Here is a 25,409-nt window from a genome sequence, read left to right on the forward strand (position 1 = left end):
GTGAATGTAAAAATGTAATCACACTAAGTGATATGGAACTGAAACGAGCTTTTGATTTCTTGTATTATCAAGTAGAGACTTATCCGAAATCTGATTGTTTTGCCTATAAAATTGACGGAAAATGGAAGCGTTTCAGTACGCAGGACGTCATTGATGTTGTCAATAAAATGAGCCTTGGTTTTCTGGAGGCTGGCATTGCAAGAGGAGATAAGGTTGCCATTATTTCAGAAAACCGACCGGCATGGAATTTCACTGATCTTGCTCTTCAGCAGATTGGAGCTGTCAGTGTACCAATGTACCCTACTATTACAGTAGAAGATTACCGGTACATATTTGATCATGCAGAAGTGAAAATGATCTTTGTCTCTAACGAAGATATATTCAGAAAAGCCAAGAAAGCAGCTGAAGGGCTATCTTTCATCAAAGAGATTTATAGTTACGAAAAAGTGGAAGGAGCCCGATATTGGGCAGAGATTGCAGTACTTGGCCAAGATCGGAACCCATCGGAATTGGATCCTCTGAAAGATTTTGTTCAGGAAGATGATATGATGACCATAATCTATACTTCGGGAACAACGGGCAGACCAAAAGGAGTGATGCTATCTCATCGTAATGTTGTCAGCAATGCCATCGCGGTTAGTGGCATATTGCCGTTGGAGCAGGGGAAATCAAGGGCCTTGAGCTTTTTGCCGCTTTGCCATATTTATGAACGGACAGGTGTTTATCTCTATTTGTATTTAGGTACCTCTGTATATTATGCAGAAAACTTGGAAACAATAGGTGATAACCTGAAAGAGGTGAAGCCTGATATATTCACGACCGTTCCGAGGTTACTCGAAAAAATTTATGATAAGATAGTGTCCAAAGGAATGGACTTGAAAGGGATTAAAAAACGGCTATTCTTTTGGGCGCTGAACTTAGGTCTGAAATATGAACCGAGCAAAGAGATGGGTGGTATATACAATGCACAGCTTAAAGTAGCTGACAAATTGGTATTCAGTAAGTGGCGGGAGGCGCTTGGTAACAATGTAAAGGCGATTACATCAGGAGCTGCGGCTTTGCAACCTAGGTTGGCTAGGGTGTTTTGGGCTGCTGGAATAAAAGTTTGTGAAGGGTATGGACTTACAGAGACATCTCCAGTAATAGCGGCAAACCTAGTGACTAAAGAAGGGGTTCGGGTAGGAACGGTAGGACCAGTGATTGGAGGAGTTCAGGTGAAAATTGCTTCTGATGGAGAGGTACTGTGTAAAGGCCCGAATGTGATGATGGGCTACTATAAGCAACCTGACCTTACTGCATCAGCTATTGACAGTGATGGGTGGTTCCATACCGGTGATATTGGAGAGATGGTAGAAGGGCGTTTCCTGAAAATTACAGACAGGAAAAAAGAGATGTTCAAAACCTCGGGAGGAAAGTATATAGCGCCACAGCTATTGGAAAACAAGTTCAAGGAATCGTTTTTTATTGAGCAGATTGCCGTCATTGGGAATGATCGAAAGTTCCCTTCTGCTTTGATTGTTCCAAATTTTGAAGCGTTACGAGATTGGTGTGAGCACAAAGGAATACATTATACGTCTGATGCAGCAATGGTTTTCAATAAGGACATCAAGCAGAAAGTTGATAAGGAAGTGGCGAGGCTGAACGAGGAGTTTGCCCAATGGGAAAAGATTAAGAAATATACCTTGTTGGCGGATTTATGGTCTGTAGAAACAGGAGAACTTACCCCGACAATGAAGTTGAAGAGGCGTGTGATTGATGAAAAGTACAAGCGGGAAATTGAAGAGATGTATATATAGATTTTTATAAAACAGGCATCGAGGATTTTTCCCGATGCCTGTTTTGCTTTATCAAGTTAAGCACTCCAATAGCCTTCAGCCATTCGGTCTTTTCCTTGCATGTCTTGCATAATGGCAACCTGTTTAAAACCAAGTTCTTCCATCATCCGTTTTGTCTCATGTCCAAACTGCTCATTGATTTCAAAATATAGCCAGCCACCATCTTTTAGTTGGTTGGTAGCCAATGTAGCAATTCTTCTATAAAAGCGAAGAGGGTCATGGTCTGGTACAAACAACGCCAATTCAGGTTCGTGGGCAAGTACATTGGGTTTCATCAATGCTCGCTCGCTATCTGTTACGTATGGAGGGTTGCTCACAATCACATCCATCTTTGGCAACTCTTCGAGTGTTTCATTCAGAATGTCTTTATGAACAAAAGTTACATTAGCCTGTAACAGCTTGGCATTTTCAGCAGCAACAGTCAAGGCTTTTTCGCTTATGTCAATACCCCAAACTGTACTTTTCGGCAACTCAAGTGCTGCTGTGATAGGAATACAGCCACTGCCTGTACCAATATCCACCAAGTTCAGGTTTGGAGCCATTTTGTGTCTTTCCACAATTCGATAAACCAGTTCTTCTGTTTCTGGACGTGGAATCAATACATCAGGCTTGACAATAAAAGGTCTGCCATAAAAGTCTGCTTTACCCAACAAATACTGTAAAGGTTCATCATTCAGAAGCCTGTCAACATAATTTTGAAGTACAGAAGTGTCTGCCTCAATATCAGCATGAGCCAAGATTTTGGTTCTCGCAACATCAAAAAGGTCTTCAAGCAGGATAAAGGCCATTTGTTTTGCCTCATTATTGTCGAACTTGCTAGAGAGCTGTTGAGACAGCTGATCAAAAATTTCTTTTGAATTCATAAGATTTGGTATTGAAATTGGTAGCAAAGAGCGCCTGACTTGTATATTGAATAAGTATAATTTATTTGGAAAGTACTATTTTGCCACACCTTGCAAATATACAAACCTCTTGCAAGAGAGAAAGAAGCAGGTCATAATGTTAGGGGATGTTATTGTGTTGGAAGAACTTGACTTTCTTAAATCTTTACTAAGAAAAATCACTTTATTTCCCGAAAAGAGGATATATTTGGAAATTAAGTTACCTTAGTAATGATTGTCTATATTTGTAACGCAATACTATATTTTACGACTTAAGAGTATAATGGGGAAGATAATCGCTATAGCCAACCAAAAAGGTGGTGTCGGAAAAACTACTACTGCAGTGAATTTGGCAGCAAGCTTTGCTGCTTTGGAATACAATACGCTGGTTGTGGATGCGGACCCTCAGGCCAATTCGACTTCAGGCTTGGGTTTTGACCCAAAGGAGAACCGCAGCAGTATCTATAACTGTATTGTAGGCGAGGTTGAGATTGAGGAGATTATTGAACCAACTGAATACGACTATCTGGACATTATTCCTTCGCATATTGATCTGGTAGGAGCTGAAGTGGAGATGATTGACATTGAGGACCGTGAGATCCGAATGTTACGCGTGTTGGAAAGTGTAAAAGACAAGTACGACTTTATTATCATTGACTGTTCTCCTTCTCTAGGACTGATTACAGTTAATGCGCTTACAGCAGCAGACTCCGTGATTGTGCCTGTTCAGTGCGAGTTCTTTGCATTGGAAGGGCTAGGTAAACTATTGAGTACAATCAAGATTATCCAATCAAGGTTGAACCCTGATTTGGTGGTGGAAGGAATCTTATTGACGATGTATGACGTACGTCTGCGTTTGTCGAATCAGGTAGTGGAAGAGGTGCGTGAGCACTTCGGTGATTTGGTATTTGATGTGATCATTCCTCGAAATATCAAGCTTAGCGAAGCACCAAGCTTCGGACTTCCTGTAATTGCCCACGATGCGCTAAGCAAAGGTGCTGTAAGTTACCTGAATCTGGCACAGGAAATTATTGACAAGAATCAGATTAAAGCATAACCGAGCCTTTTCACCGGGTGAGGGGATACTGTGAATCATTATGGCTGAGAAGAATACATTGAAAAAAAGGACTTCATTGGGAAAAGGGCTAGGAGCCCTATTGGGGGATTCTGCTCCTGTGAAAAATCACGGAAATGAGGAGAAGAAAGTATCTGCTGTACAACAGCAGGTTGTGGAGAAAATGGACGAAATTCCTGTAGCTGCCATTGAGCGTAACCCTTATCAACCCCGATTGGAGTTTGAGGAGAATGCACTTAGAGAATTGGCAGATTCGATTAGGGTGCAGGGGATTATTCAGCCGATTACAGTTAGAAAAGTAAATGATCACGCTTATCAGCTGATTTCAGGTGAGCGAAGGTTGCAAGCATCAAAGCTGGCTGGACTGGAGAAAATTCCTGCCTATATCCGTGCTGCTTCCGATGTTCAGATGCTTGAAATGGCGCTGATTGAAAATATTCAGCGTGAGGACCTCAACCCTGTTGAGGTAGCGTTGAGTTACCAGCGTTTGATCTCAGAATGTAGTTTGAAGCAAGAAGAGCTTGGGGATCGTGTTGGTAAGAAACGTTCTACCGTGACCAACTACTTGAGATTGCTGAAATTACCGCCTGAAATTCAGGATGGATTGAAAGCTAGAGAAATCTCAATGGGACATGCAAGGGCGGTAGTGAATGTGGAAAGCATCGAATTGCAGTTGGCCCTTTACGAGAAAATTGTAAAGGAAAGCCTTTCAGTAAGGAAGACAGAAGAACTGGTAAGGGATATTATTCAAGGAAAAGACCCTTTGAAAGCCAAGAACAAGGCCAAGGAGGCTAATCCATTGGATTTTGAATTGAGCAGACTTCAGAGCGGGCTTTCGTCACATTTTGGTACTCAAGTAAAAGTAGCTGCCAATAGTAAGGAAAAAGGAGAAATCAAGATTCCTTACCATTCCAAAGATGATTTGAATAGAATTCTTGAATTGCTGAAATACAGCTAATTTAAGTAGTGATATTGATGAACACTTGCCTGAAACTAGGTAAGATGATAATAATGAACCTGTTGCAGTCATAATGTATTGCAACAGGTTTGTCGCATTAATGCAAGGCACTTGAAAAGTGCCTATAATTACCTGATAACTATTTATTCATTATTCAGCCTAGCATGAGAATTTTGAGGATTCCTGCAAATTTACTGATAGGAGCGTGCCTTTCACTGGTATTATGTATGGCGGGGCAAGTAGCATTTGCTCAGAATACATATGAAGTGACCGAGAAAGGGAAAAATACACAGGTTAAGAAGCAAAAAGAGAAGAAGCCTCCTAAGCCACAACATGAACGCTTGCATACTCCAAGCCGAAGGGCTTTAGCGTCTGCTATATTACCTGGACTTGGTCAGATCCAAAACAAGAAATATTGGAAGGTGCCAATTATCTATGGAGGTTTTGCGGTATTTGGTTGGCTGGTGAAAGAAAACCATGTTAACTATATAGAGTCAAGAAACTTCTATACTTATTTGAGCGATGGAGACCCTCAGAACGATGCCTTGATTCCTGAACGTTTTCAAGGGCTGACGGCTGATAGTTTTCAAACAAGACGGGATAACTTCCGTCGAGATCAGGATTACTACACCATTATCATGTTCCTGTGGTATGGGCTTAATATTGCTGATGCTGCCGTTGATGCCCATTTGAAGAGGTTTGATGTAAGTGAGGACTTGTCAGGTGTTGTGAAGCCAGCTTTGATTAGAGGCCCTTTTAATAACCCTGCGATGGGACTGACGCTTGCTTTTAACTTTAAACACTGAGGTGATTGGAAGTAGGAGTGGAGAGGTGTAAGAATGATCTAACATTTTTTAAGAAATAATAATGTAAATCCTGCTTATACTTAGCCGTATATTCAATAAGGATTACAGGGTATTACATACGATGTGGTATCAGAATAAAGAATTCAAAAACAATAAAAGAGCGAAAGAAAGATGAGAGTACTGCTGATTGGATACGGTAAAATGGGAAAGACAATCGAAGAGATTCTAACTGAAAGAGGACACAAAGTAGTTGGGATTGTTGATAGATCTACCGAAGCCAAAATTAAGGATTTCAGTAAGTCAGAAGTGGATGTTGCCATTGAATTTACAGAGCCTTCAGCAGCTTATGACAATATTACTGCTTGTTTGGAAGAAGGAATTCCATTGGTGAGTGGTACAACAGGTTGGTTGGACAGACGTGAAAACGTTGAGAAGCTTTGTGCTGAAAAGGACGGAGCATTCTTTTGGGCATCGAACTTCAGCTTGGGAGTTAATATCTTCTTTGCACTGAACAATCGTTTGGCAGAGTTGATGAACCCCCATGCTGATTATAAAGTATCAATGGAGGAAATTCACCATACAGAAAAGAAGGATGCACCAAGCGGAACAGCGATTACATTGGCAGAAGGTGTGATTGACAACCTGGATCGTATTGAAAACTGGAGCCTGAAAGGTGAAGGTAGTCAAGTGGAAAATATCCTTGAAATTGCTGCCGTGAGAGAGCCTGATGTACCTGGTACCCATGAGGTAGTCTATGAGTCTGAAATGGACAAGATAGAAATCAAGCATACAGCACATACCCGCAAGTCTTTTGCATTAGGAGCTGTAGTAGCTGCAGAGTGGCTTCCAGGCAAGAAAGGAATTCTTTCTATGCAAGATATGCTGGGCTTCTAGTAGCTTGGTGTTTGTTGGTTTTGGATATAGCAGATTACTTTTTGTAGATCAAATTTTTGGATAATCCATTTATCGATAATCAGTTGCAAGCTGACTGATTGTGTTTAACTGCGAAAACAATGAGCTTATTAAAGAAAAAAACAGAAGATAAGGAACAGGGCAAAAAGAAGAAAGGCGCCTTACGTGAGTGGTGGGATGCAATCCTGTTTGCAGTCATTGCTGCAACTATTATTCGTTGGGCACTTTTTGAAGCGTTTACCATTCCAACAGCCTCTATGGAGAAAACGCTGATGGTGGGAGACTTCCTGTTTGTAAGTAAAATTCATTACGGACCTCGTACACCAAAGACTCCTCTTCAGGTGCCTTTGACGCATCAAACCATTTGGGGTACTGATATCCCTTCTTATCTGGATTGGATTCAGTTGCCACAATACAGACTTCCGGGCATTTCCGAAGTGAAGAGAGGTGATGTAGTGGTATTCAATACTCCTGATCCATACAATAACTGGGACCAAGACCGTCATCCATCAGATTTGAAACTCAACTACATTAAGCGTTGTGTTGGTGTGGCGGGTGATTCTTTGGAGGTAAGACACCATCAGGTATTTATCAACGGACAAGCTTCAGAAACTCCTGAGGACTCTCAGGTTGGCTATGAGATTACGATGTCACAGGTTCCTAGCCAAAGATTCTTGAAAGAATATGGTCTTTACGAATACCAGTCAGGAATCAATGGTGGAAGAGATATAGTTGATTACTCATTGAGCCCTGTAAGAAGCGGTAATGGAACACAGACTTACGTAGTTCCTATTTCTAAAGAAGTAGCTGAAAAGATTGAGCAGTTTGACTTTGTAACAGAAGTGAAACCTGTAGAATACCCTAAAGGAGAAAACAATTACAATTCAGCAATTTATCCAAGAACTGATAAGCTGGACTGGAGTGTTGACAACTTCGGACCGATTTACATTCCAAAGAAAGGAGATACAATTGAACTGAATGAGAAAAATACATTACTCTATCAAATTCCAATTCAGCGCTATGAAGGGAATAAGAATGTAGAAGTAAAAGATGGTAAGATCTTTATTGATGGTAACCAGATCAATGCTTATACATTCAAGCAGAACTATTACTTTATGATGGGTGATAACCGTCATAACTCGGAAGATTCACGCTATTGGGGATTTGTTCCTGAAGACCATATCATTGGTAAAGCACTGATGATCTGGATGTCAATGGGACCTGAAGGTATCCGTTGGGATAGAATTTTCAATATTATCGATTAAGCTATCTATAGCTGATTGGTTTTATAATAAAAAAGGTTGAGCAACTTACTTGCTCAACCTTTTTGCTTTATTAAGTATCTATGCCTTTTAGGCTATAGTATTTTACGGGCTTCTTCTTGCAGTCTTTTCTTATCAATAGGTACAACACCTAGGTGCTCGCATACTAGTCCGCCACCCAAGTTGGCAACCGCTGCAACTTTATCAATAGACATACCTAGAGCCAAGCAGACTGATGCAATACTAATCACGGTATCACCAGCACCAGATACATCCGAAATCTCGCGTTTATGGGCAGGGATATGATACTCCTGATTAAAGTCAGTGATGTATACTCCATGCTCTGATAGGGTAACCATGGCATTGGTTACATCCATTTGTTGCTTAAGAGCAGTAACAGAAGCTTTTACATCCGAGATTACATCTCCAGTGAAGTCAGCTTTCATTCCTTCTCTAAGCTCTTTCAGGTTCGGCTTAAATAGTGTAGCGCCTGCATAGCTTAGGAAATTACGTTTTTTAGGGTCAACAGTTGTTGGTATACCCCTTTCATTGGCAAAATGGATAATTTCCTGAATTGCCGTTTCGTGTAATACGCCCTTGTCGTAATCCTCAAAGATGATAACATCAGCTGCTTCTGCCAGCGACTTGACTTTACTGATCAGCATATCAGTGTCTTCATGCCCAATGTCATGAGTGTCCTCAGAGTCAATTCGCATCATTTGCTGATAGCCAGCCAAAATACGGTGTTTTACGGTAGTCCTACGTTGCTTGCTTTGCAGTATACCATCAGTAGGAATACCGATGTCCTCCATAAGTTTTTTAAGGATTATACCATCCTCATCATCTCCTACGACTGAACACAGAATTGGTGTAGCTCCTAATGCATGTATATTTTTGGCGACATTGGCAGCACCCCCTAACCTGTTTTCACGTCTCGTTGTGTTGACGACAGGAACAGGAGCTTCTGGAGAAATGCGATCAACCTTTCCCCATATATATGAGTCTACCATTACATCACCTATAATCAGGACTTTAAGGCGATTGAATTCCTCAAATGTCTTTTCTATAGTCAAGGTGTAGTCTAGTTTATAGTTTGAAATAAGGAAGTCAAGAAGGAATTATCCACTTTTGACTACCTAAAATGAAACAGTCAGCAAATTTATAAGATCAGACTTATGAATTGCAACCCATATGAATTGATTAACAGTTCTGCAACCTGATTTTAAGAAACAAAAAGACCTGCCCAGTATAGACAGGTCTCTTTTATAGTTTATTCTGACTGGTATTAGCTAAGTCTTCCAAGAGCCTCAGTGATCAGTTCACAAGCTTTCTTCAGATCTTCATCAGCAGCTGCAAATGAAATCCTGATACAGTTTGGCGCTCCAAATGCCGCACCTGAAACAATAGAAACATGTGCCTCATTCAGCAGGTACATGGCAAGGTCATTTGAGTCCTTGATCACTTTCCCATTGAAAGACTTGCCGTAAAAGGCACTAACATCAGGGAAAATATAAAATGCACCTTTAGGTTTATTGGTCTTGATACCTTTGATTTTATCTAACTCTCCTTTTACAAGGTCACGTCTTCTCAGGTAAGCCTTTTTCATTTCTTCTGTAGCTTCCATCGGTCCATTGATGGCTGCAAGTCCTGCACGTTGAGAGATTGTACAAGTTCCAGAAGTTACTTGTCCTTGGACCTTGTTGCAGGCTTTTGCGATAGCCAAAGGAGCCGCAATATAACCCAGTCTCCATCCTGTCATGGCATATCCTTTCGAGAAACCATTCACGATAATGGTTCTCTCTTTCATATAGTCAATCTCCGCAATACTATTGTGTTTGCCTTCAAAGTTGATAAACTCGTAGATCTCATCAGAAACTACATAGATATCTTCACGCTCCTTCAGTACCTCAGCAATGGCATTCAGTTCCTCTTTTGTAAATACAGATCCAGTTGGGTTACATGGCGAAGAGAACAATACCATTTTGGTATTTGGTGTAATAGCTGCCTTTAGTTGTTCTGCATTTGGTTTGAAGTCATTTTCAATAGAACCTTCAAGTAGCACAGGAGTGCCTTCAGCCAACTTGATTTGCTCAATGTATGAAACCCAATAAGGCGTGAATACAATTACTTCATCACCCTTGTTGAGAATACTCAACAAAATGTTAACAATAGACTGTTTAGCACCTGTCGAGACTACAATTTGCTCAGGAGTATATGATAACCCATTGTCTCTAAGAAGCTTCTCCGCGATACCTTGACGAAGTTCAGGATAACCAGCTACAGGAGGGTATTTGAAGTACTTGCCATCCTGAATAGCTGCTACTGCAGCATCCTGTATATGTTGAGGAGTAGGGAAGTCCGGTTCTCCAAGGTTCAGGTTGATTATTTTATGTCCTTGTGCTTGCAATTCTCTGGCTTTCACTTGCATGGCAAGCGTAGCAGACTCTTCCATTGCCAGCAGTCTGTTTGATAGCTGAAGGGCAGGTGTATTTGAATTCATCACAATTATATTATAGATAATATGTAGAAGCCTTCTGTATTTGTGCGTCTTATTAAAAATCAGACGAAAGCACATTATCATAAATGGATATGGAGAAGGCTCATTTTTCGGGGAGTAAGATTACGAAAAAATTAACAAAAATGAGATGAAATAGGGTTATTTTTAGCTAATAGAGGCGGTTGAGAAGCTATTAAAAAAAGCCTCCTTTTGGAGGCTGATGGTGGGTTTAAATCATAAGAGGCTCTTCCATTTTGAGCTTTTGACAGTCTCCTTCTTCTATTACCAGTACTACATGTTGCTTATTCTGGTAGATGCTGGCCTTGAAGATGTATTCTTGCTCACAGTGCAGTAAGCGAAAGCTATAATCTTTAATAGGGATCTTTGTTCGAATAACACCTTCTGATTCATAAGAAACCACTAGTTCACCATCATCATAAATTTCTAGTACGGAGTTGAGGTGAGTTCTTTCTGGGCTAACAATTTCTATGGTGACAGTAGAATTGGCTTCAGGGGTGTCATTCGGTTGAAACCAGGTTAATAGTAAAATAGAAAAGAAATGACAGATATAATTCATAGGGTATTTGTAAGGTGTTTAGTATGGATAAGGGTGTAGGGAAGTACATCTGTTCGATGTCGGTAGCCTTGGGAGACAAGGTATGCGTGCAGTTAACATGAAAGTAATTGCGTTGCTGGTGATTGATTATGCAATTACCTGAAGAGAGCATGCTGGCGGTTTATAAGTAAATGGTTTTGCCAGTTAATAGAGTTATAAGGCTTACTAATTTCCGAATTGGAGAAATGAGATACGAAAATATGACTTTTTGGGTGTCTAATGTGGTGTATGGGTAATTAGAGCCTTATTGAGTTGATTTAATCTAAGCATTTTCATGGGAAAAAAAAAGCCCTCCAAGTGAAGGGCTTTCTTTTTATTCGGTATATGAGCCTTAATCCATAGGGAGGCGCAGGCTCATAATATCGTTGCGGTTGATGCCATATATTGCTTCTTTTTTGAAGCCTTGCTGGTTCAACAGTGCTTTACGTGTTCTAAGGTCATCTACAATTGGAGAAACAAACTCATTCAAGATGCGCAGAGACAATTCCTCATAACGCACATTGGTTGCATAACCTCCATCCACAATAGCCTTGATCTGGCGGTGAGGATCGATAGTTTCAAATAGACCATGTGCTCGATAGGTAGGGTAACTGCTTAACACCTTACAATAATCCTCTATGGCCTCTTCCAGTGAATGGTAAACACGGTATCTTCTATAACGACGCTCTCCATGGTCATAAACCACTTTACTGTTGTTTGGAGAAACAGACATAATGTTGAAGATTCGGTAGTCTTCACGCATGATCCATCCTTGCTCTACAATAGCTTGGGTGATTGCCACTTTGGTATTGATACCGTATTTCTGACAAACAGGGTCAAAAGCGTAAAATAACTGTGTGATGTAAGCCATTCTTTGTTTTTCAGCGTTAAACGGTTTAAAGCTATTAGCTGAAATTGTACTATAAGAAGAAGCGTTTGTCTGATGGATGATTAACAAACCCAACACTAGAGGTAGTGTGTAGATAAGTTTTTTCATCAATAGATAAGTTTGGTGGTAAATAATAAGATGTTTGAAATTCACCTTATTGCTGATTCTCAGCTTTGTACGAAATCGGTTCGTTTTTAGTGTGATAACAAATGTAGAAGATTAGATGTGAATAAAAAAATACGGTTAGTAAACGAATACTAACGTGTTATGGTGATTTTTCAAGTTTTTATATGATATTATATATTGATTTTTCAATGTTATTAGTCGTATAAGTGTGGGGGTAAGATGTATAAAAACATCAAAGTTTACATGAAATTCACTTCAGGTTAATGGTAGGAAATATTGTATTGTGTTACGAATATTATATAAAATTTTAAAGTGAATTCAGGAGTCAACCTAGCTAGAAAGACTAAAAATAGGGTTTCATCTAAAAGGTGTAAAATGGATTTATCAATGTAATATATTACACATAACACAGTAAATAAACATAATAAGTGTCTGATTTGAAATTCATTTAAAGGAAGGTTCTGTCTGTGTGAGGAATCGTTCAAAAAAAGATGAAAAAAAAATAAATTTCTTTAAATAGGTAAGAGAAAACTTCTCATAGTGCAAAAAAAGAGCCAAGTTTCCTTGGCTCTTTAATGAAAGGTATTATTTGTATTACCATATTTTTGCTCTGAAACGATTCTCTCTTCTCATAGAGTCACCTTCCTGAATATTGAAAGCCTTGTAAAATGCATCCATATTGGAAAGAGGGCCATTTGCTCTGTACTGTCCAGGTGAGTGAGGGTCTGTAAGAATCTGGTTTCTTAAAGCAGCCTCTCTTGACTTAGTTCTCCAAATAGTAGCCCATGACATAAAGAACCTTTGTTCTGGAGTGAAGCCATCAATATTAGCAGGTCTACCTTCTTTTTCATAACGGTGTTGCAATGCATCATACGCTACAGAAAGTCCACCTAAGTCAGCAATGTTTTCACCCAATGTCAGCTGTCCGTTTACATTCAAACCTTTAATAGGTTCGTAGCTATTGAACTGCTCTACCACTTGGTTAGCTCTTTCCTTGAACTTTTCATTGTCTTCGGCAGTCCACCAGTCTGTCATCTGACCTTTGGCATCATATCTTCTGCCGCTGTCGTCAAAACCGTGAGTGATTTCGTGTCCAATAACAGCTCCAATACCACCATAGTTAACAGCATCATCAGCTTTGTAGTTGTAGAAAGGAGGCTGTAGAATGGCCGCAGGGAAAACAATCTCATTATAGCTTGGATTGTAATAAGCATTAACCGTCTGAGGAGTCATGCCCCATTCCGTTTTGTCTACAGGTTTACCGAATTTTTCAAGGTTTCGGTTTACTTCAAACTTACTTGAGTTCAAAACATTGGTGAAGTAGCTATCAGTCACTTCTAGGTTCTCATAAGTTTTCCACTTATCAGGATAGCCGATTTTGACATTGAAGGAATCTAGTTTTTCCATCGCCTTTTGCTTGGTCTCATCAGTCATCCACTCAAGTCCGTTGATTCTTCTGCCAAAAGCTTCTTTAATGTCAGCCACCATTTCCTGCGCTTTTTCTTTTGCTTCAGGAGGGAATACTTCATCTACATACAGTTTGCCTAATGCAAAGCCAAGTGAACTGTTAGTCGCACCCAACACTCTTTTCCATCTAGGGCGCAATTGCTCAAGTCCGTTGAGTTCTTTGCCATAGAAAGCGAAGTTTTCATTTACAAAGTCACTGCTCAAGTAAGCGGCAGACTCATGCAGGATGTGCCATTTAATATAGTCTTTGATTACATCTACAGGCGTGTTTTCAAGGACCTCATTGGCAAGGGCAAAGTATTGATTATTTGTCAGGACAACATTTTCAGGTTTTGTCTCCAAACCAGGTGTTGCTTCGAAGTACTTTTTCCACTCGATGGCAGACATTTCCTCTTGAAGTGCATCAAGTGTACGAGGGTTGTAGCGTTTGGTTGGGTCTCTTCTTTCAACTGGAGTCATAAAGCCTTGAGCAAGCTTATCCTCCAGTTCGAATACTTTGTGAGATGCTGTTTTAGCTTCTTCAGCATTATAGCCTGCCAATACAAACATTTTAGCGATATGCTCTTTGTACAGTTCCCTTACTTCTTTGGACCTGTCATCTTGTTTGGTATAAAAATCTTTGTTTGGTAGACCAATTCCTGTTGGAGCAATGTACAGTGAAATCAACTCACTGTTTTTCATATCCTGATATGCATATGGAGCAAAGAAAACACGAGTACCATATTGGTGTAGCTCTGTAATTAGGTCTTGAAGACCATCTTTGTTGGAAAGATTATCTACCTTTTGCAGAAGTGGCTCGACTGGTTTGATACCAGCCTCTTCAATATTTACGGAATCCATACCTGAAGCATAGAATTTAGCCGCTTTTCTTTCATCAGAATCCTCAGCAAATTTTGGTGAATCAGAGGCTCTTTTCAGAACATCAAGTGTTACAGTTTCATTTGCATCTCTAAGTTCATCAAAGCTTCCCCAACGACCACGGTCAGCAGGAATAGTTGTGTGCTTCATCCAACCTCCGTTTACATACATGAAGAAGTTATCCGAAGGAGAAACAGTAGTATCCATATTTACCAACTTTAAAGCGCTGGTAAGTTCTTCTTCTTTTTGATCAGATGCGGGAGATCCACAAGAAGTAGCAAATAGCACAGCTGCTACGGCTGCCATTCCTGGGTACTTAAGCCATTTTGTTTTGCTTGCCATGGTTTTAATTATATAGTTTATTACTAAAAGTATGTTTTTTTGAGAGGATAATATTAATAGTTGAACAGTGCTGGAAAAACTAAAATTCGCTGAATGGTCAATTCAAAGGTTGTATGGTGTAATTACGATGTGGAATAAGGGACAAAAAAAAGCCTGACCCATTACAGTGATGGTGTCAGGCTAACTTTTTGCGTTTCGATTTATACTTTTATACAGTACTGAGACTTCTTCGGTTTAACCAGTGCATAAGTGTAGCAATTGTCTCTTCTCTGTTGTTAAAACTGTTGATGTGTGTATCACGGACACCATTGGAAGCGTGTATTTCATACTGGCCAGACGTATGCAGGTATGAAATATAGAAAGTAAGGTATTTGCCTTCTACACAAAGCTCGATAAAGCCGTCCACTTTGTTTCCGTTACTGAAGAACTGTACACTTTCAGCTATGTGTCCAAGAGGAATCATAGAGTCTTTCAACTCCTGAAGGCGGACTTGCTGTACTTCAGCTATTTGGTTTAAGTTCCAGAACGTCTGTCTAAGCTGCTCAGCGACTTTTATAGGATCTTTATCTTGATAGAAGAAACCGTAATAATGGTGCAGCGTCAGTGTATAATAGTCTTCATTGAAATGGTATTGTATCGTAAGGCGATGTCCCCATTGTGTTTTAATCTCCAGATACATTGGAGTAGGAACCACATCCGCTAAATCAAACGTCTGGTGCCAGATATGGTAAAAGAACTGCTCATTATTGACACTAACGACATCCATTCCTGCAAAGTCCATTGCTATTTTTTGAACATCCTTGAGTTTTTGGCGAATCAGCTGGTTAGGAGTTCGAACCCCATCCAACTCTGCAAGTGGGAGCCATTCATTGCTCCAGTTGTAAAACTCAAGTGCATCCAGTCTTCGCTTGTAATCAAAAACAGAAGGGGAGTCCAGTACATAGCCTGGATAGTAATACTTTTTACCTTGTGCTAAAGCTAACTCCACTTCGAGCAACATTGTGGTGATGCCAAGGCTTTTCTTTTCAAACTCTGGATGGAAAATAGCCAAGATACTGCAAATACTATCTTTGCCCATGTCAAAGAAACTGACACCGACCAACTGTTCGTTGTGATAAAGCTCCAACTCCCACGTCTCAAAAGGTGAAGTATTGCTGCCTTCCTCAAGGAAATAACTTCGTAGTGTTTTGGGTGAGTTATTGGATTTAAATCGCTCCCGATGAACCTGATACATCTCTTCCTTGCTTTCTGAGAATGTAACAGGACGTATGATCTTTTGGAATGTTTCACTTTTTCTCAGCAGCTTACGCTGGTTTTTAGAAAAAGAGAACGTTTCCAGATTAGCACGTAGTGGAGCGACTGAATAGATATTGTTTCTGAAATGGATAAGTTCATACCTAGACATTAGGCTACCATCACGAAACCATCCGCTCTGCAAGTACTGGTCAAGCACTTCTCCACTGCACTCATCAGGCATGTCAAATTCAAAAACCATATTGTTGACGCTCACGATTGTATCTAAAAAGTTGATTTTGATTTAATAATAGATTTTTAGGACTTCCACGTACCAACTGAAGTGTTTCCACTCCGTTATTATGCTCCCTTCACGATTATTTCTTTTTCAAAAGAAAAAAAAATAGGATTTTTGCGGTTTAGAACTTCACTTTGCCAATTCCAAATATATGGAAAATGTAAAAGGAGCAAACACTAAGGAAATAACATGTCTCCTTGCTGTGATGTTTCTCTAGAGAGAAAATAAATGGGTCTAGCCTATATCTCTCTTTTTGAGCAAGTGGATATTCCAGAGATACAAAATTATAATTTTAAAGTAGAAATCTTGGCACTTCAAGGACAAAAAGTAGGTGTAATCGGTGGCAGTCAAGGGTTGGGGAGTTGGTTAGTAGGTCACTTAAAGGAAAAGAAGATCGAAGTAAAGTTCACTTCAGCAGACGAATATTCCGAGTTGCCTTCTAATAAGGAGCTGTTGGAATTTGCAGATGTAGTTTTCTTATGTGTTCCCATTTCCGCAATGGAAACGGTAATGGAAGAAGTCTACCCATACCTTCAAGGGAAGACACTCATAGAAATTTGCTCTGTCAAGAAGTTTGTGATCGAAAAATACGAATCGCTCAAACAACAGTATCCTGATATTGAGACTGCATTCTGTTCTATACACCCAATGTTTGGGCCAAGAATCCATTCCCTGACCGGACAGGTAATTTTGTTTAACCATTCTGACAGAATTGCCGAAGGAATTGTTGAAGAGCTAAAGGAATTTTTCCTTGAAGACCATGCTCAGGTTTATAACCTACCATATTTGCGCCATGACAAATTGATGGGAGTTGTTCAGGGATTGAATCACTTCAATGTATTTGTCAGTGCGAAAACCCTTGCTCGCTTTGAAAGTGAATTCGAAGACATTAAACAGGTAGCATCTCCACCTTACAGGATATTTATTATTTTCTTTACTCGGTATGTTTTGCAGAACCCAAGGCTTTATGCTGAAATTCAGATGAACAATGAATTTGTATTTGAAGTTGTAAGGATATTCAGAGATGAAATGAATAGGTTGTTTGATTTGATTCAGACACGGGATAAAGAAGGGTTTATCAAGTATATAGAGGATATGCAGCCTTACTTTGCATCCAATAAAAGTGATATGGAAGTGTCTACACACCTGATTGAACAGCTGGGAGAATATTTGGAGAAAAAGAACTGAGAAAATTAGAAGCTTGTCTGTTGGATTCGTATTCAGCCAAGTATGAAAAATTATTGTAATCAAGATGAACAGTGAATACCAAAAGGCACTGGAGTTGTGTCAGCAGGAGAAATATCAAGAAGCAATCGGTTACTTTGACAAGGCAATCAAGCGTTCTCCACGTCACTTTGAAGCCTACTATAACCGTTCGGCAGCTAAGTATAGGTTGATGGATTTTGAAGGTGCCTTGTCAGATATAGGCTTGGCATTAAAGATTGCACCTCAAAGTGCTGATGCATGGAGTCATAAAGGAGTAGTGACACATATGTCAGGTAAAAGCCATGAATCATTGACTGATTTTGATAGGGCACAGGAATTGGAACCCAATAATCCATACAGATATTCTAGTAGAGCCTTTATTAAGGCGCATATCAAGGATGTGGCTGGTGCGATGGAAGATTACAAGAAAGCATTGGAGTTAGATCCAGAGGATGCTATTTCGCTGAACAATTTAGGCATGCTGGAAGAGCAAGCAGGAAGAGTGGAAGCTGCTCAGAAACGTTTTAAGAAAGCTGATGACCTTGTGCGAAAGGATGATGAGCAACTTGAACGACCGGATTTGGATGAGATGCTGAAAGAGTGGAGAAAAGAAAAAGAGGTCACTGCATCAAAATCAGCTACAGCAAACATTCAGCAAACTAAGACAGTACAAGTTGAGACAGCACCACCAAAAGCAAAGGATTATGTGCATGTGGTTAAAGAGGTTTTGACGAATAAGGAGATGTTCAGAGAGTTTGTGAAATTTATCCTGAATGGGTTCAAACTTAAGTAGCACAGTTTCATTGTCTTGATTTTTATTTAAGGGAATTTAACATATAAAGGATACGTTTTTGAACGTATCCTTTTGTCTTTTTTGCACTTTTGTTTGTCTTTTCATTACGATGCAGCAAAAAGTTATTTACTCTTAAAAACTTAGATGTGGCATTTTAATTGAGAGAGATATTACAACTGGCTAAAACATTTTTGAAGGATCACAATAAAAAGTAGCATTCAATATTAATAGGGTAGACGACAGTCTTAACAATATGGCGCGCTTATATTAGCGTGTTCACCTTATTCTATTTCAAAATCAAAATAGAAATTATTAAACCACAATTTTTTATTAAAAAACCAAATTTATGAGAAAGTACACAACTTATTTTCTTGCACTTATCTTTGCTGGATTGATGACAGCTTGTACAGAGGATGAAGTATTGCCTGAGTCTGAGACTATCAATATTTCAGTGACTTCAAGAAACCCTGAGTTAGGTAAGGAAGTTAAGGCTGGTCAAGAGATCTCGATCATCCTGAATGTAACCAACGAAGACAAAGTTAAAGACTTTATCATTTCTGGTTCTGGAATCGAAGAGACTGAAATTGCAGTTTCTGGTCTATCGTCAATTTTCCAAGGTAAAGGCCTTAGAAAAGATGACGAATTGGATAAAATCGATGGCGCAAGAAATTTCAACTATACTTTCAGACAGTTGATTACAGATGATATGGTAGAAAACGGTGACATCACATTTAACTTTACAGCAAAGGACGGTGTTGGTGAAAAAACTTTATCAGTAGAGTTCACTACTTCAACTGAAGAAATTGTAATTGATGAAAAAGAATTGGTAGTTAGTGATGCAGGTGAATTTGCACTTGCAAACAAAGAAGAGATTCCTACTTTGGGTCTGAGATTCGCTAAAGTAGTACTTGGAGGTAACGGAGCATACTTTGAAGGTGTATTTGAAGGTACTGAAGCAAACGAATTTGTAGCAGTTACTGCTGCTGATTACATCGGTGATGACGGTGAAGGTAACCCAACAAATATTGCTGATTTGGCTACAGCTGAAGCTGGTGATAAAGCGACATCATTCAAAGTGAAAGGTGACAACGCATTCGAAGAAGTAACTTACTTGACTAAATTGTCTAGTGGTAAGTATATTGTTTTGAACTTCCATGACTATGCTTCAGGTGGAAACGCTGATGGTTTCTATGTATCTTATGCTATGGTACAGTAATTATTAGATAGACTAGTAATTATTCAATAATATTAATCCCGACTGAATATGCTTTTCAGTCGGGATGTTTTTGTTAAAAGGAAGTATGAAAAGGTCTGTAATACTGTTAGTTTTTTTGTTGACAACCATAGCTTCATATGCACAGAAGTGGCATGGAGAGGTGGAGGTCAGCGGTAATATGTCAACTTACCATGGGAACTTTGAAACTGATCCTAAGTTAGGGTATAGGGGAAGCGTAAAGCTTTTTAGAGAGTTGACCCCAAAGCTTAAGTTAGGAGCTGGTTTATCTTGGGCAGAGTTAAATGCAGAAGGAGAGGTGTCTTTTGGATTTATGCAGGCGGAGATGGACTATAATAGAAGAGAAATAGGTGTTCCGATAACAGTCCGTTTGGAACCGTTTAAGAAACCATTTTTTGTGGAGCTGGAAGCTGAAGCAGTTTATACGCAATCAATGACAATTGAAGGGTATGATAAGAATTCAGGAGAGCCATTTCCGATTGAAATCGAAGATGGTACTGTAAAGGAGTGGATTGGGAAGACATCCGTTGGAGTAGGGTACCAGTTTTACAAATTCTTGGCAGCTAAAGCGAGCGTATTCTCATCTGTTGGAAGTGTGTATAACGCAGGCGGTACAAACTATTGGGGAGGTAGTGTGTCTTTGATCTGGTTAGTAGCTAGAAACTAGTATTTTAGATTAAGTGTATCGTTTGTAACATTATTTACAACAAGTTGTCATTAGGTGGCATACTTGTGATAGGATAGCTGGTTGAGTTTCTCTTTTATCTATGAATTACACTCGTTCAACTTTTGCTATGTCATATGTGTATAGTAAGAAAGCAACTATCTATATGAGATAATAAAGGAATTCTCCCCTTTTGTATTGATTGATTAACAGCTAATTAACTTTCTTCTTTAATTTACCCACTGTTACAGTCAGTTAACCCAAATATGACTGATAATTAGCGCATTCACTTGAATCAATCCAATCACTAAAACCAGTTTTCATACCTATGAAAAAGTTTGCATTTTATTTTCTTGCGATTCTGTTCGCAGGCCTAATGTCTTCATGTGACGATGATAGCGACCCTTTACCCTCATCCAACACTTTATCACTGACTACAGATGCAACACCAGCCAACAATACGGAAGTCTCACCGGGAGATAATATCAGTATTGATATCGAAATGTCCAGCTCTGACAGGAATTTGGAGGAATTTACAATCTCAAGAGTGATAGATGGAACATCAGTTGAAATAAAGATGTACCCAGATATTACTGACACATCAGGGTCTGATGATGAGTTGGAAGATTTACGAGACGGGGACGAGTATGAATTTATCAATAACCGTCAGGTGACTTATACTTTTAATGAAGTAATCGGAAATGAAACCTTCAGTGAAGCTCAGGCTTCTTCAGATCTTAGAATTGTATATATCTTTACGCTGACTGATGGCGAAGGAAGCAGAGAAGATAGTGTGGTATATACTGTACCAGAAGTGGTCACAGTAGAGTATGGCTTTGAAGAAAGTACTGATGTGACACTAACTTATACAGGAGCAAGCCAAAGTGATGGGGCCAACGAAAATTCAGACGCAGGCTTACAATACATTTCTAATCCGACAGCAAATGATGGTAGGTTTGGGACATTTGAAGCGGAGTCGGATTTGGTAGAAATAGATGAAGCTACCTATAACAGTATCAGTGGAGCAGATGAAGAAAGCTTCGGGAATGCAGAAACGGCTTATAACGATGGTGATAAAGTAGCCAGTATCGATATCGCATCTGATGCTAACTTTGTAGCCAGATATATTTTGATTAAAAAGTCTGATGATGAATACAGTGCTGTGAAGTTTATTGATTTAGTCTTTGCAGCAGGAAATAATGTGGCAACTATTGATTATAAAGTTGTTTCAAGAACAGACGTTGAAGAAACAGCACAATAGAAGCAACTGTTGACTTTTAAAAAATATACCCCACCAATAGTGATTTAATTACTATGGGTGGGGTTTTTTAATGTGAAATATTTAGTCTTTTTGGTAAGGTTTCTTTTTAGTTACACGGGGACGCTGTTTCTCAAAGTTATCATAGAGGTTACAAGCGTCCGAAAACTGACTGTGCATGGCCTGTTGAATTTGATACCTGTTAGCTACACGTTGGTAGTGAGGGTTTGCACAGGAAGCTAAGTAAACTAAAGCAGTTGAGGCGAGAATGGTCAAGATTTTTCTCATGATTATTAGAAGGGGTTTATGGAAGTAGCTTGGTTTTCAATTCATAAACACCACACTTGTATACATCGTTCGCCTGCTTATCTTTTATTATAATATTTCGGGAACTTTTTCTTCTAATAGTCTAATTAGTTTTTCTAATTGTCTTTTTGCTTTTAGAGGAATTGTTTCATGTTGCTTGTCGAACCACGTATGAACTCCTCCTTTATAGTTCATTTTAAGGTATTCGGAAGTTTTTTCAAATGGCATAAAGAAGCCTTCAATAGGGGTTTCTGAAGAACCACAGCTGACAATAAACATATCTTTTCCATGAAATTTCTTACCTAAATCTTTTTTGAGTAACAATAGGTCTGTAAAACGGTCAAAGAAGTTTTTCATCACTCCACTCATGGAATACCAGTATACAGGAGTTGCAAAAATAATCAGTTGATGGTCAAGCATCTTTTCAGCAATACTGAGAAAATCATCGTGTTGATTATGGAAGTTGTAGTCAAAGAATCCAATATTAGCTTCCAGTAAGTCTATAATTTCAATATTGAACTTCTCCGAGATATAGGAAGTAATTTTACTGGTGTTACCATCTGACCTAGCACTTCCAAGTATGATGATGGCTTTAGTTTTTGAGTTGTTCATGGTATAAGTGTAATCGTGAATTATATAATGAGTAATGGACTTTTAGGATAATTTGTTTGAAAAAAATTTTTTATGGTTATTGGACGGCTATTATTATAGTGCCATACGCATTGTATTTTTGAGGGAAGAATGTGCTTGATGGGACTTTATTTTCCAATGTGAATCAACTTATGAAAAATAATAACTACCAATCTACAGACCGCAAATTTTGGGACGGAAGAATTGACGGTACAAGTCGTGAGGATGCAAGATGGCATCAGGTAATTGAGACAGTTAATTTGCTTGAGGCTGACTTGCCAGTTTTGAAGGAAGATGAAAAAGGGATTGTTATCATTGGCTTTATGTCTGAGGAAGGTGTCCGCAGAAACAAAGGCAGGCTTGGGGCGATTGATGGCCCTTATGACCTAAGAAAATCTTGTATGAATCTGCCCGTTCATTTTCCTGAAAATGTAAAGCTGCTGGATGGTGGAAATATTGTTTGTATTGGAGAAGGGTTAGAAGAAGCTCAGGCAACACTTGGTAAAGCTGTAGCAAAAGTATTGTTGGCAGGGTATAAACCACTTGTATTTGGTGGAGGTCATGAGGTGGCATATGGACATTACCTTGGACTGAAGCAGTATATTAAGGAGGTACATCCAGGTAAGAAGCTGGGCATCATTAATTTTGATGCACATTTTGACCTAAGAGAGTTAGAAAATGGAAGAGGTTCTTCAGGAACGCCGTTTCTTCAGATTGCCCGTGATATGCAGAAAGAAGGAGAAGACTTCAGGTATTTGGTGTTAGGCATTCAGAAAAACAGTAATACAAAGAAGCTGTTCAATGTTGCTGAAGAGTTGGGTGTGGAGTACGTGGCTGGAAGGAAATTCAATGCAGCAGACCGTACACTTATCTTCCAGAAAATAAGTGATTTTATTAATAGTGTTGACTTTGTCTATAATACAAACTGTCTGGATGTATTTTCTGCAGCATATGCACCTGGTGTAAGTGCTCCAGCCTATAATGGCATAACACCGGATGCTTTGTTTGTAAAGTCGTTCAAGAAAATTCACAAATCAGAGAAAGTAATCTCAACTGATATAGCAGAACTGAACCCAAAATATGATACAGACCATAGAACGGCTAAATTGGCAGCTTCAATGGTGTTTGATATTGTAAACAGTCTGTAATACGTAACCAAGTGATCTGTAAGGTGATGAGATAAGCCTTCAGGTCAATACCATAGGCTTCAGGTATTACTGAGGCCTTTATTAACTATCATGATATGGAACTGAACAACAAAAAAGTACTCAATGCCTGGTGTTCTTATGACTGGGCAAATTCCGTTTACTCTTTGGTAATTACCTCTACTATCTTTCCCATTTATTACAATGTTTCCACAAGGGAAGCTTTCAATGGTGACAGGGTTGAATTCTTTGGTTTTTCTATTGAGAACACGGTTTTATTCTCTTATTCAATCGCTTTTTCATTTTTACTTATAGCGAGTTTGTCTCCTCTGCTTTCAGGAATGGCTGATACAGGAGGGGTGAAAAAGAGAATGCTTCAGATTTTTGTGTTGATAGGTTCCTTGTCGTGTTTGGGCTTATTCTTTTTTCATGGGGCCAATATTGAGTATGGAATAATATTAAGTGTATTGGCGAGTATAGGGTATGCAGGGTCATTGGTGTTTTACAATGCTTATTTACCTGAGATAGCAACTGAAGATAGATACGATGTACTGTCTGCCAAGGGCTTTTCAATGGGTTATATAGGAAGTGTGATCCACCTGATTGTTTGCTTTGCCTTTATTGAGTTTCCTGATATTATAGGCATCGACAAGGATTTGGCAGTCAGACTCTCATTTCTGACTGTAGGTGTCTGGTGGTTAGGATTTGCACAGATCGCTTTATACTACTTACCAAGTGACTCCAAAGACAAAAAGAGAAGGAACTATAAACTGATCAGTAGAGGGTATGAAGAATTGAGAAAGGTTTTCAGTAGCCTTAAGTACCATAAACCGATCAAGCGTTTTCTGGTTTCTTTCTTCTTTTACAATATGGGGGTACAGACCGTTATGCTATTAGCGGCTAATTTTGGAGAGAAAGAGCTTCATCTGAGTAGTGTGAAACTGATTGTAACAGTGCTTTTGCTTCAGATTGTTGCAATTGCAGGAGCTTACTTCTTTGCTTGGCTATCTAAGAAAATAGGTAATAAAAGCGCTATTGCTATCATGATATTCTCTTGGGTACTGATCTGTATTGGAGCCTTTTATACTTACACTGAAATGCAGTTCTATACTTTAGCTGTAGCGGTTGGACTAGTAATGGGAGGTATTCAGTCACTTTCTAGATCAACCTACTCCAAGCTGATTCCTGATGGTACGATCGATACCACCTCTTATTTTAGTTTCTATGATGTGGCAGATAAGCTATCAGTGGTAATTGGTACTTTCAGCTTTGGATTGATGGAGTACTTGTATGGAAGTATGCGCTACTCTGCACTATCATTGGGCGTATTTTTCATTATAGGATTGATCGCCATATTCCGCTTCAAAATGCCCTTATCAAATAAGTCAGCAGTAGACCAGAAATTGGAAATAACTAAATCATAAACAAAGAAAGATGGACGTCAAAATAGAAGACTCTTGGAAAGGAAAACTCCAAACTGAATTTGACAAACCTTATTTTCAGCAGCTTACAAACTTTGTAAAGGGAGCGTATACGAATAATACGATTTACCCTCCCGGTAAACTTATTTTTAATGCGTTTGACCGCTGTACCTTTGACAATGTCAAGGTAGTGATACTGGGGCAAGACCCTTATCATGGACCAGGTCAGGCCAATGGGTTGTGCTTCTCTGTCAATGATGGGGTGCAGTATCCACCATCGCTTCAAAATATCTTTAAAGAGATCGCACAGGACTTGGGTAAGCCAATTCCTGATACAGGTAACCTCGAACGTTGGGCAGATCAAGGTGTATTACTTCTGAATGCTACCTTGACTGTGGAAGCTCATAAGGCAGGCTCTCATCAAAAAAAGGGATGGGAGGAGTTTACAGATGCTGTGATCAAGAAGGTGTCTGATGAGAAGGAAGGGGTGGTTTTTATTCTTTGGGGTTCTTATGCCCAAAAGAAAGGTGCCATAATTGATACAAAGAAGCATTTGGTTTTGAAATCGCCACACCCATCACCACTTTCCGCACATAGAGGATTCTTCGGTAACGGACATTTTTCTAAGGCCAATGAATACCTGCAACAGCAGGGTAAGGAACCAATTGAGTGGTAAAAAATTAGCTTCAGAGCAGTTTCAAAGAGTCCTTGTGTTTAT

The 25,409-nt window shown here is 39.3% G+C and carries 23 protein-coding genes; 14 read left to right on the top strand and 9 right to left on the bottom strand.

From position 1 onward, the window contains the following. Positions 1–32 precede the first annotated feature (32 nt). A complete protein-coding gene (locus tag V6R21_RS12005) occupies positions 33–1,796 on the top strand; it encodes an AMP-dependent synthetase/ligase (RefSeq protein WP_334243854.1) in 1,764 nt (587 codons plus the stop codon). Between the two features lie 56 nt (positions 1,797–1,852). Here V6R21_RS12005 and prmC read toward each other — a convergent pair whose 3' ends face one another. Beyond that, positions 1,853–2,698: a peptide chain release factor N(5)-glutamine methyltransferase gene (gene prmC / locus V6R21_RS12010; RefSeq protein WP_334243855.1), complete on the bottom strand. Its 846-nt coding sequence runs from the start codon at positions 2,696–2,698 to the stop codon at positions 1,853–1,855. A gap of 301 nt (positions 2,699–2,999) precedes the next feature. Here prmC and V6R21_RS12015 point away from each other — a divergent pair, with 301 nt between their 5' ends. From V6R21_RS12015 to lepB, 5 genes are all read left to right on the top strand, one after another. Beyond that, positions 3,000–3,773 (top strand): ParA family protein, encoded by a 774-nt coding sequence (locus V6R21_RS12015; RefSeq protein WP_334243856.1) that lies wholly within the window; start codon positions 3,000–3,002, stop codon positions 3,771–3,773. Between the two features lie 40 nt (positions 3,774–3,813). Next, the gene (locus V6R21_RS12020; protein WP_334243857.1) at positions 3,814–4,749 is read left to right on the top strand and encodes a ParB/RepB/Spo0J family partition protein; all 936 of its coding nucleotides are present in this window, start codon (positions 3,814–3,816) and stop codon (positions 4,747–4,749) included. Between the two features lie 227 nt (positions 4,750–4,976). Then, positions 4,977–5,555 carry a DUF5683 domain-containing protein gene (locus V6R21_RS12025; protein ID WP_334243858.1) on the top strand — a complete coding sequence of 193 codons (579 nt, stop codon included), beginning with the start codon at positions 4,977–4,979 and terminating at the stop codon, positions 5,553–5,555. Between the two features lie 171 nt (positions 5,556–5,726). Further along, a complete protein-coding gene (dapB, locus tag V6R21_RS12030; protein WP_334243859.1) occupies positions 5,727–6,449 on the top strand; it encodes a 4-hydroxy-tetrahydrodipicolinate reductase in 723 nt (240 codons plus the stop codon). Between the two features lie 119 nt (positions 6,450–6,568). Then, the gene (gene lepB / locus V6R21_RS12035; RefSeq protein WP_334243860.1) at positions 6,569–7,732 is read left to right on the top strand and encodes a signal peptidase I; all 1,164 of its coding nucleotides are present in this window, start codon (positions 6,569–6,571) and stop codon (positions 7,730–7,732) included. Between the two features lie 92 nt (positions 7,733–7,824). Here the strand turns inward: lepB and V6R21_RS12040 are convergent, their stop codons facing one another. The 6 genes from V6R21_RS12040 to V6R21_RS12065 form a co-directional block, all read right to left on the bottom strand. After that, positions 7,825–8,802 (bottom strand): bifunctional heptose 7-phosphate kinase/heptose 1-phosphate adenyltransferase, encoded by a 978-nt coding sequence (locus tag V6R21_RS12040; protein ID WP_334243861.1) that lies wholly within the window; start codon positions 8,800–8,802, stop codon positions 7,825–7,827. A gap of 212 nt (positions 8,803–9,014) precedes the next feature. Then, positions 9,015–10,229 (bottom strand): pyridoxal phosphate-dependent aminotransferase, encoded by a 1,215-nt coding sequence (locus V6R21_RS12045; protein ID WP_334243862.1) that lies wholly within the window; start codon positions 10,227–10,229, stop codon positions 9,015–9,017. Positions 10,230–10,455: 226 nt separating this feature from the next. Continuing rightward, positions 10,456–10,803, bottom strand: coding sequence for a hypothetical protein (locus tag V6R21_RS12050; protein WP_334243863.1), 348 nt, complete (start codon positions 10,801–10,803; stop codon positions 10,456–10,458). A gap of 370 nt (positions 10,804–11,173) precedes the next feature. After that, positions 11,174–11,818: a glucosaminidase domain-containing protein gene (locus V6R21_RS12055; RefSeq protein WP_334243864.1), complete on the bottom strand. Its 645-nt coding sequence runs from the start codon at positions 11,816–11,818 to the stop codon at positions 11,174–11,176. A gap of 612 nt (positions 11,819–12,430) precedes the next feature. Next, positions 12,431–14,503 carry a M13 family metallopeptidase gene (locus V6R21_RS12060; protein WP_334243865.1) on the bottom strand — a complete coding sequence of 691 codons (2,073 nt, stop codon included), beginning with the start codon at positions 14,501–14,503 and terminating at the stop codon, positions 12,431–12,433. A 208-nt stretch (positions 14,504–14,711) separates the two neighbouring features. Next, the gene (locus V6R21_RS12065; RefSeq protein WP_334243866.1) at positions 14,712–16,013 is read right to left on the bottom strand and encodes a hypothetical protein; all 1,302 of its coding nucleotides are present in this window, start codon (positions 16,011–16,013) and stop codon (positions 14,712–14,714) included. A gap of 249 nt (positions 16,014–16,262) precedes the next feature. On the opposite strand from V6R21_RS12065, the gene V6R21_RS12070 reads away from it, so the two are divergent. The 5 genes from V6R21_RS12070 to V6R21_RS12090 all read left to right on the top strand — a co-directional run bounded on the left by V6R21_RS12070 (position 16,263) and on the right by V6R21_RS12090 (position 21,192). After that, entirely contained in the window at positions 16,263–17,222 is a 960-nt protein-coding gene (locus V6R21_RS12070; RefSeq protein WP_334243867.1) for a prephenate dehydrogenase/arogenate dehydrogenase family protein, read from the top strand. 64 nt (positions 17,223–17,286) lie between these two features. Further along, entirely contained in the window at positions 17,287–18,033 is a 747-nt protein-coding gene (locus tag V6R21_RS12075; protein WP_334243868.1) for a tetratricopeptide repeat protein, read from the top strand. Between the two features lie 346 nt (positions 18,034–18,379). After that, positions 18,380–19,249 carry a hypothetical protein gene (locus V6R21_RS12080; RefSeq protein ID WP_334243869.1) on the top strand — a complete coding sequence of 290 codons (870 nt, stop codon included), beginning with the start codon at positions 18,380–18,382 and terminating at the stop codon, positions 19,247–19,249. A gap of 115 nt (positions 19,250–19,364) precedes the next feature. Beyond that, a complete protein-coding gene (locus V6R21_RS12085; protein ID WP_334243870.1) occupies positions 19,365–19,934 on the top strand; it encodes a hypothetical protein in 570 nt (189 codons plus the stop codon). A 325-nt stretch (positions 19,935–20,259) separates the two neighbouring features. Next, entirely contained in the window at positions 20,260–21,192 is a 933-nt protein-coding gene (locus V6R21_RS12090; RefSeq protein WP_334243871.1) for a hypothetical protein, read from the top strand. 81 nt (positions 21,193–21,273) lie between these two features. Here V6R21_RS12090 and V6R21_RS12095 read toward each other — a convergent pair whose 3' ends face one another. Both V6R21_RS12095 and V6R21_RS12100 read right to left on the bottom strand, forming a co-directional pair. Beyond that, positions 21,274–21,477, bottom strand: coding sequence for a hypothetical protein (locus tag V6R21_RS12095; protein ID WP_334243872.1), 204 nt, complete (start codon positions 21,475–21,477; stop codon positions 21,274–21,276). An 87-nt stretch (positions 21,478–21,564) separates the two neighbouring features. Then, complete coding sequence (locus V6R21_RS12100) at positions 21,565–22,107, bottom strand: flavodoxin family protein (RefSeq protein WP_334243873.1); 543 nt, start codon at positions 22,105–22,107, stop codon at positions 21,565–21,567. 170 nt (positions 22,108–22,277) lie between these two features. Here V6R21_RS12100 and hutG point away from each other — a divergent pair, with 170 nt between their 5' ends. The 3 genes from hutG to ung all read left to right on the top strand — a co-directional run bounded on the left by hutG (position 22,278) and on the right by ung (position 25,367). Continuing rightward, positions 22,278–23,273 carry a formimidoylglutamase gene (gene hutG / locus V6R21_RS12105; protein ID WP_334243874.1) on the top strand — a complete coding sequence of 332 codons (996 nt, stop codon included), beginning with the start codon at positions 22,278–22,280 and terminating at the stop codon, positions 23,271–23,273. A gap of 95 nt (positions 23,274–23,368) precedes the next feature. After that, complete coding sequence (locus V6R21_RS12110) at positions 23,369–24,694, top strand: MFS transporter (protein WP_334243875.1); 1,326 nt, start codon at positions 23,369–23,371, stop codon at positions 24,692–24,694. A 10-nt stretch (positions 24,695–24,704) separates the two neighbouring features. After that, complete coding sequence (gene ung / locus V6R21_RS12115; protein ID WP_334243876.1) at positions 24,705–25,367, top strand: uracil-DNA glycosylase; 663 nt, start codon at positions 24,705–24,707, stop codon at positions 25,365–25,367. Positions 25,368–25,409: the final 42 nt, after the last annotated feature.

Origin of the sequence: Limibacter armeniacum, from assembly GCF_036880985.1 — a bacterium.
Classification (GTDB): Bacteria; Bacteroidota; Bacteroidia; order Cytophagales; family Flammeovirgaceae; genus Limibacter; species Limibacter armeniacum.

Coding starts and splice junctions, on each gene's coding strand:
- V6R21_RS12090 (WP_334243871.1), top strand. CDS start 20,260: ATGAAAAAGTTTGCATTTTATTTTCTTGCGATTCTGTTCGCAGGCCTA.
- V6R21_RS12070 (WP_334243867.1), top strand. CDS start 16,263: ATGGGTCTAGCCTATATCTCTCTTTTTGAGCAAGTGGATATTCCAGAG.
- V6R21_RS12050 (WP_334243863.1), bottom strand. CDS start 10,803: ATGAATTATATCTGTCATTTCTTTTCTATTTTACTATTAACCTGGTTT.
- prmC (WP_334243855.1), bottom strand. CDS start 2,698: ATGAATTCAAAAGAAATTTTTGATCAGCTGTCTCAACAGCTCTCTAGC.
- V6R21_RS12095 (WP_334243872.1), bottom strand. CDS start 21,477: ATGAGAAAAATCTTGACCATTCTCGCCTCAACTGCTTTAGTTTACTTA.
- V6R21_RS12110 (WP_334243875.1), top strand. CDS start 23,369: ATGGAACTGAACAACAAAAAAGTACTCAATGCCTGGTGTTCTTATGAC.
- lepB (WP_334243860.1), top strand. CDS start 6,569: ATGAGCTTATTAAAGAAAAAAACAGAAGATAAGGAACAGGGCAAAAAG.
- V6R21_RS12025 (WP_334243858.1), top strand. CDS start 4,977: ATGGCGGGGCAAGTAGCATTTGCTCAGAATACATATGAAGTGACCGAG.
- V6R21_RS12080 (WP_334243869.1), top strand. CDS start 18,380: ATGAGAAAGTACACAACTTATTTTCTTGCACTTATCTTTGCTGGATTG.
- V6R21_RS12020 (WP_334243857.1), top strand. CDS start 3,814: ATGGCTGAGAAGAATACATTGAAAAAAAGGACTTCATTGGGAAAAGGG.
- V6R21_RS12055 (WP_334243864.1), bottom strand. CDS start 11,818: ATGAAAAAACTTATCTACACACTACCTCTAGTGTTGGGTTTGTTAATC.
- ung (WP_334243876.1), top strand. CDS start 24,705: ATGGACGTCAAAATAGAAGACTCTTGGAAAGGAAAACTCCAAACTGAA.
- V6R21_RS12075 (WP_334243868.1), top strand. CDS start 17,287: ATGAACAGTGAATACCAAAAGGCACTGGAGTTGTGTCAGCAGGAGAAA.
- V6R21_RS12045 (WP_334243862.1), bottom strand. CDS start 10,229: ATGAATTCAAATACACCTGCCCTTCAGCTATCAAACAGACTGCTGGCA.
- dapB (WP_334243859.1), top strand. CDS start 5,727: ATGAGAGTACTGCTGATTGGATACGGTAAAATGGGAAAGACAATCGAA.
- V6R21_RS12060 (WP_334243865.1), bottom strand. CDS start 14,503: ATGGCAAGCAAAACAAAATGGCTTAAGTACCCAGGAATGGCAGCCGTA.
- V6R21_RS12100 (WP_334243873.1), bottom strand. CDS start 22,107: ATGAACAACTCAAAAACTAAAGCCATCATCATACTTGGAAGTGCTAGG.
- V6R21_RS12005 (WP_334243854.1), top strand. CDS start 33: ATGGAACTGAAACGAGCTTTTGATTTCTTGTATTATCAAGTAGAGACT.
- hutG (WP_334243874.1), top strand. CDS start 22,278: ATGAAAAATAATAACTACCAATCTACAGACCGCAAATTTTGGGACGGA.
- V6R21_RS12015 (WP_334243856.1), top strand. CDS start 3,000: ATGGGGAAGATAATCGCTATAGCCAACCAAAAAGGTGGTGTCGGAAAA.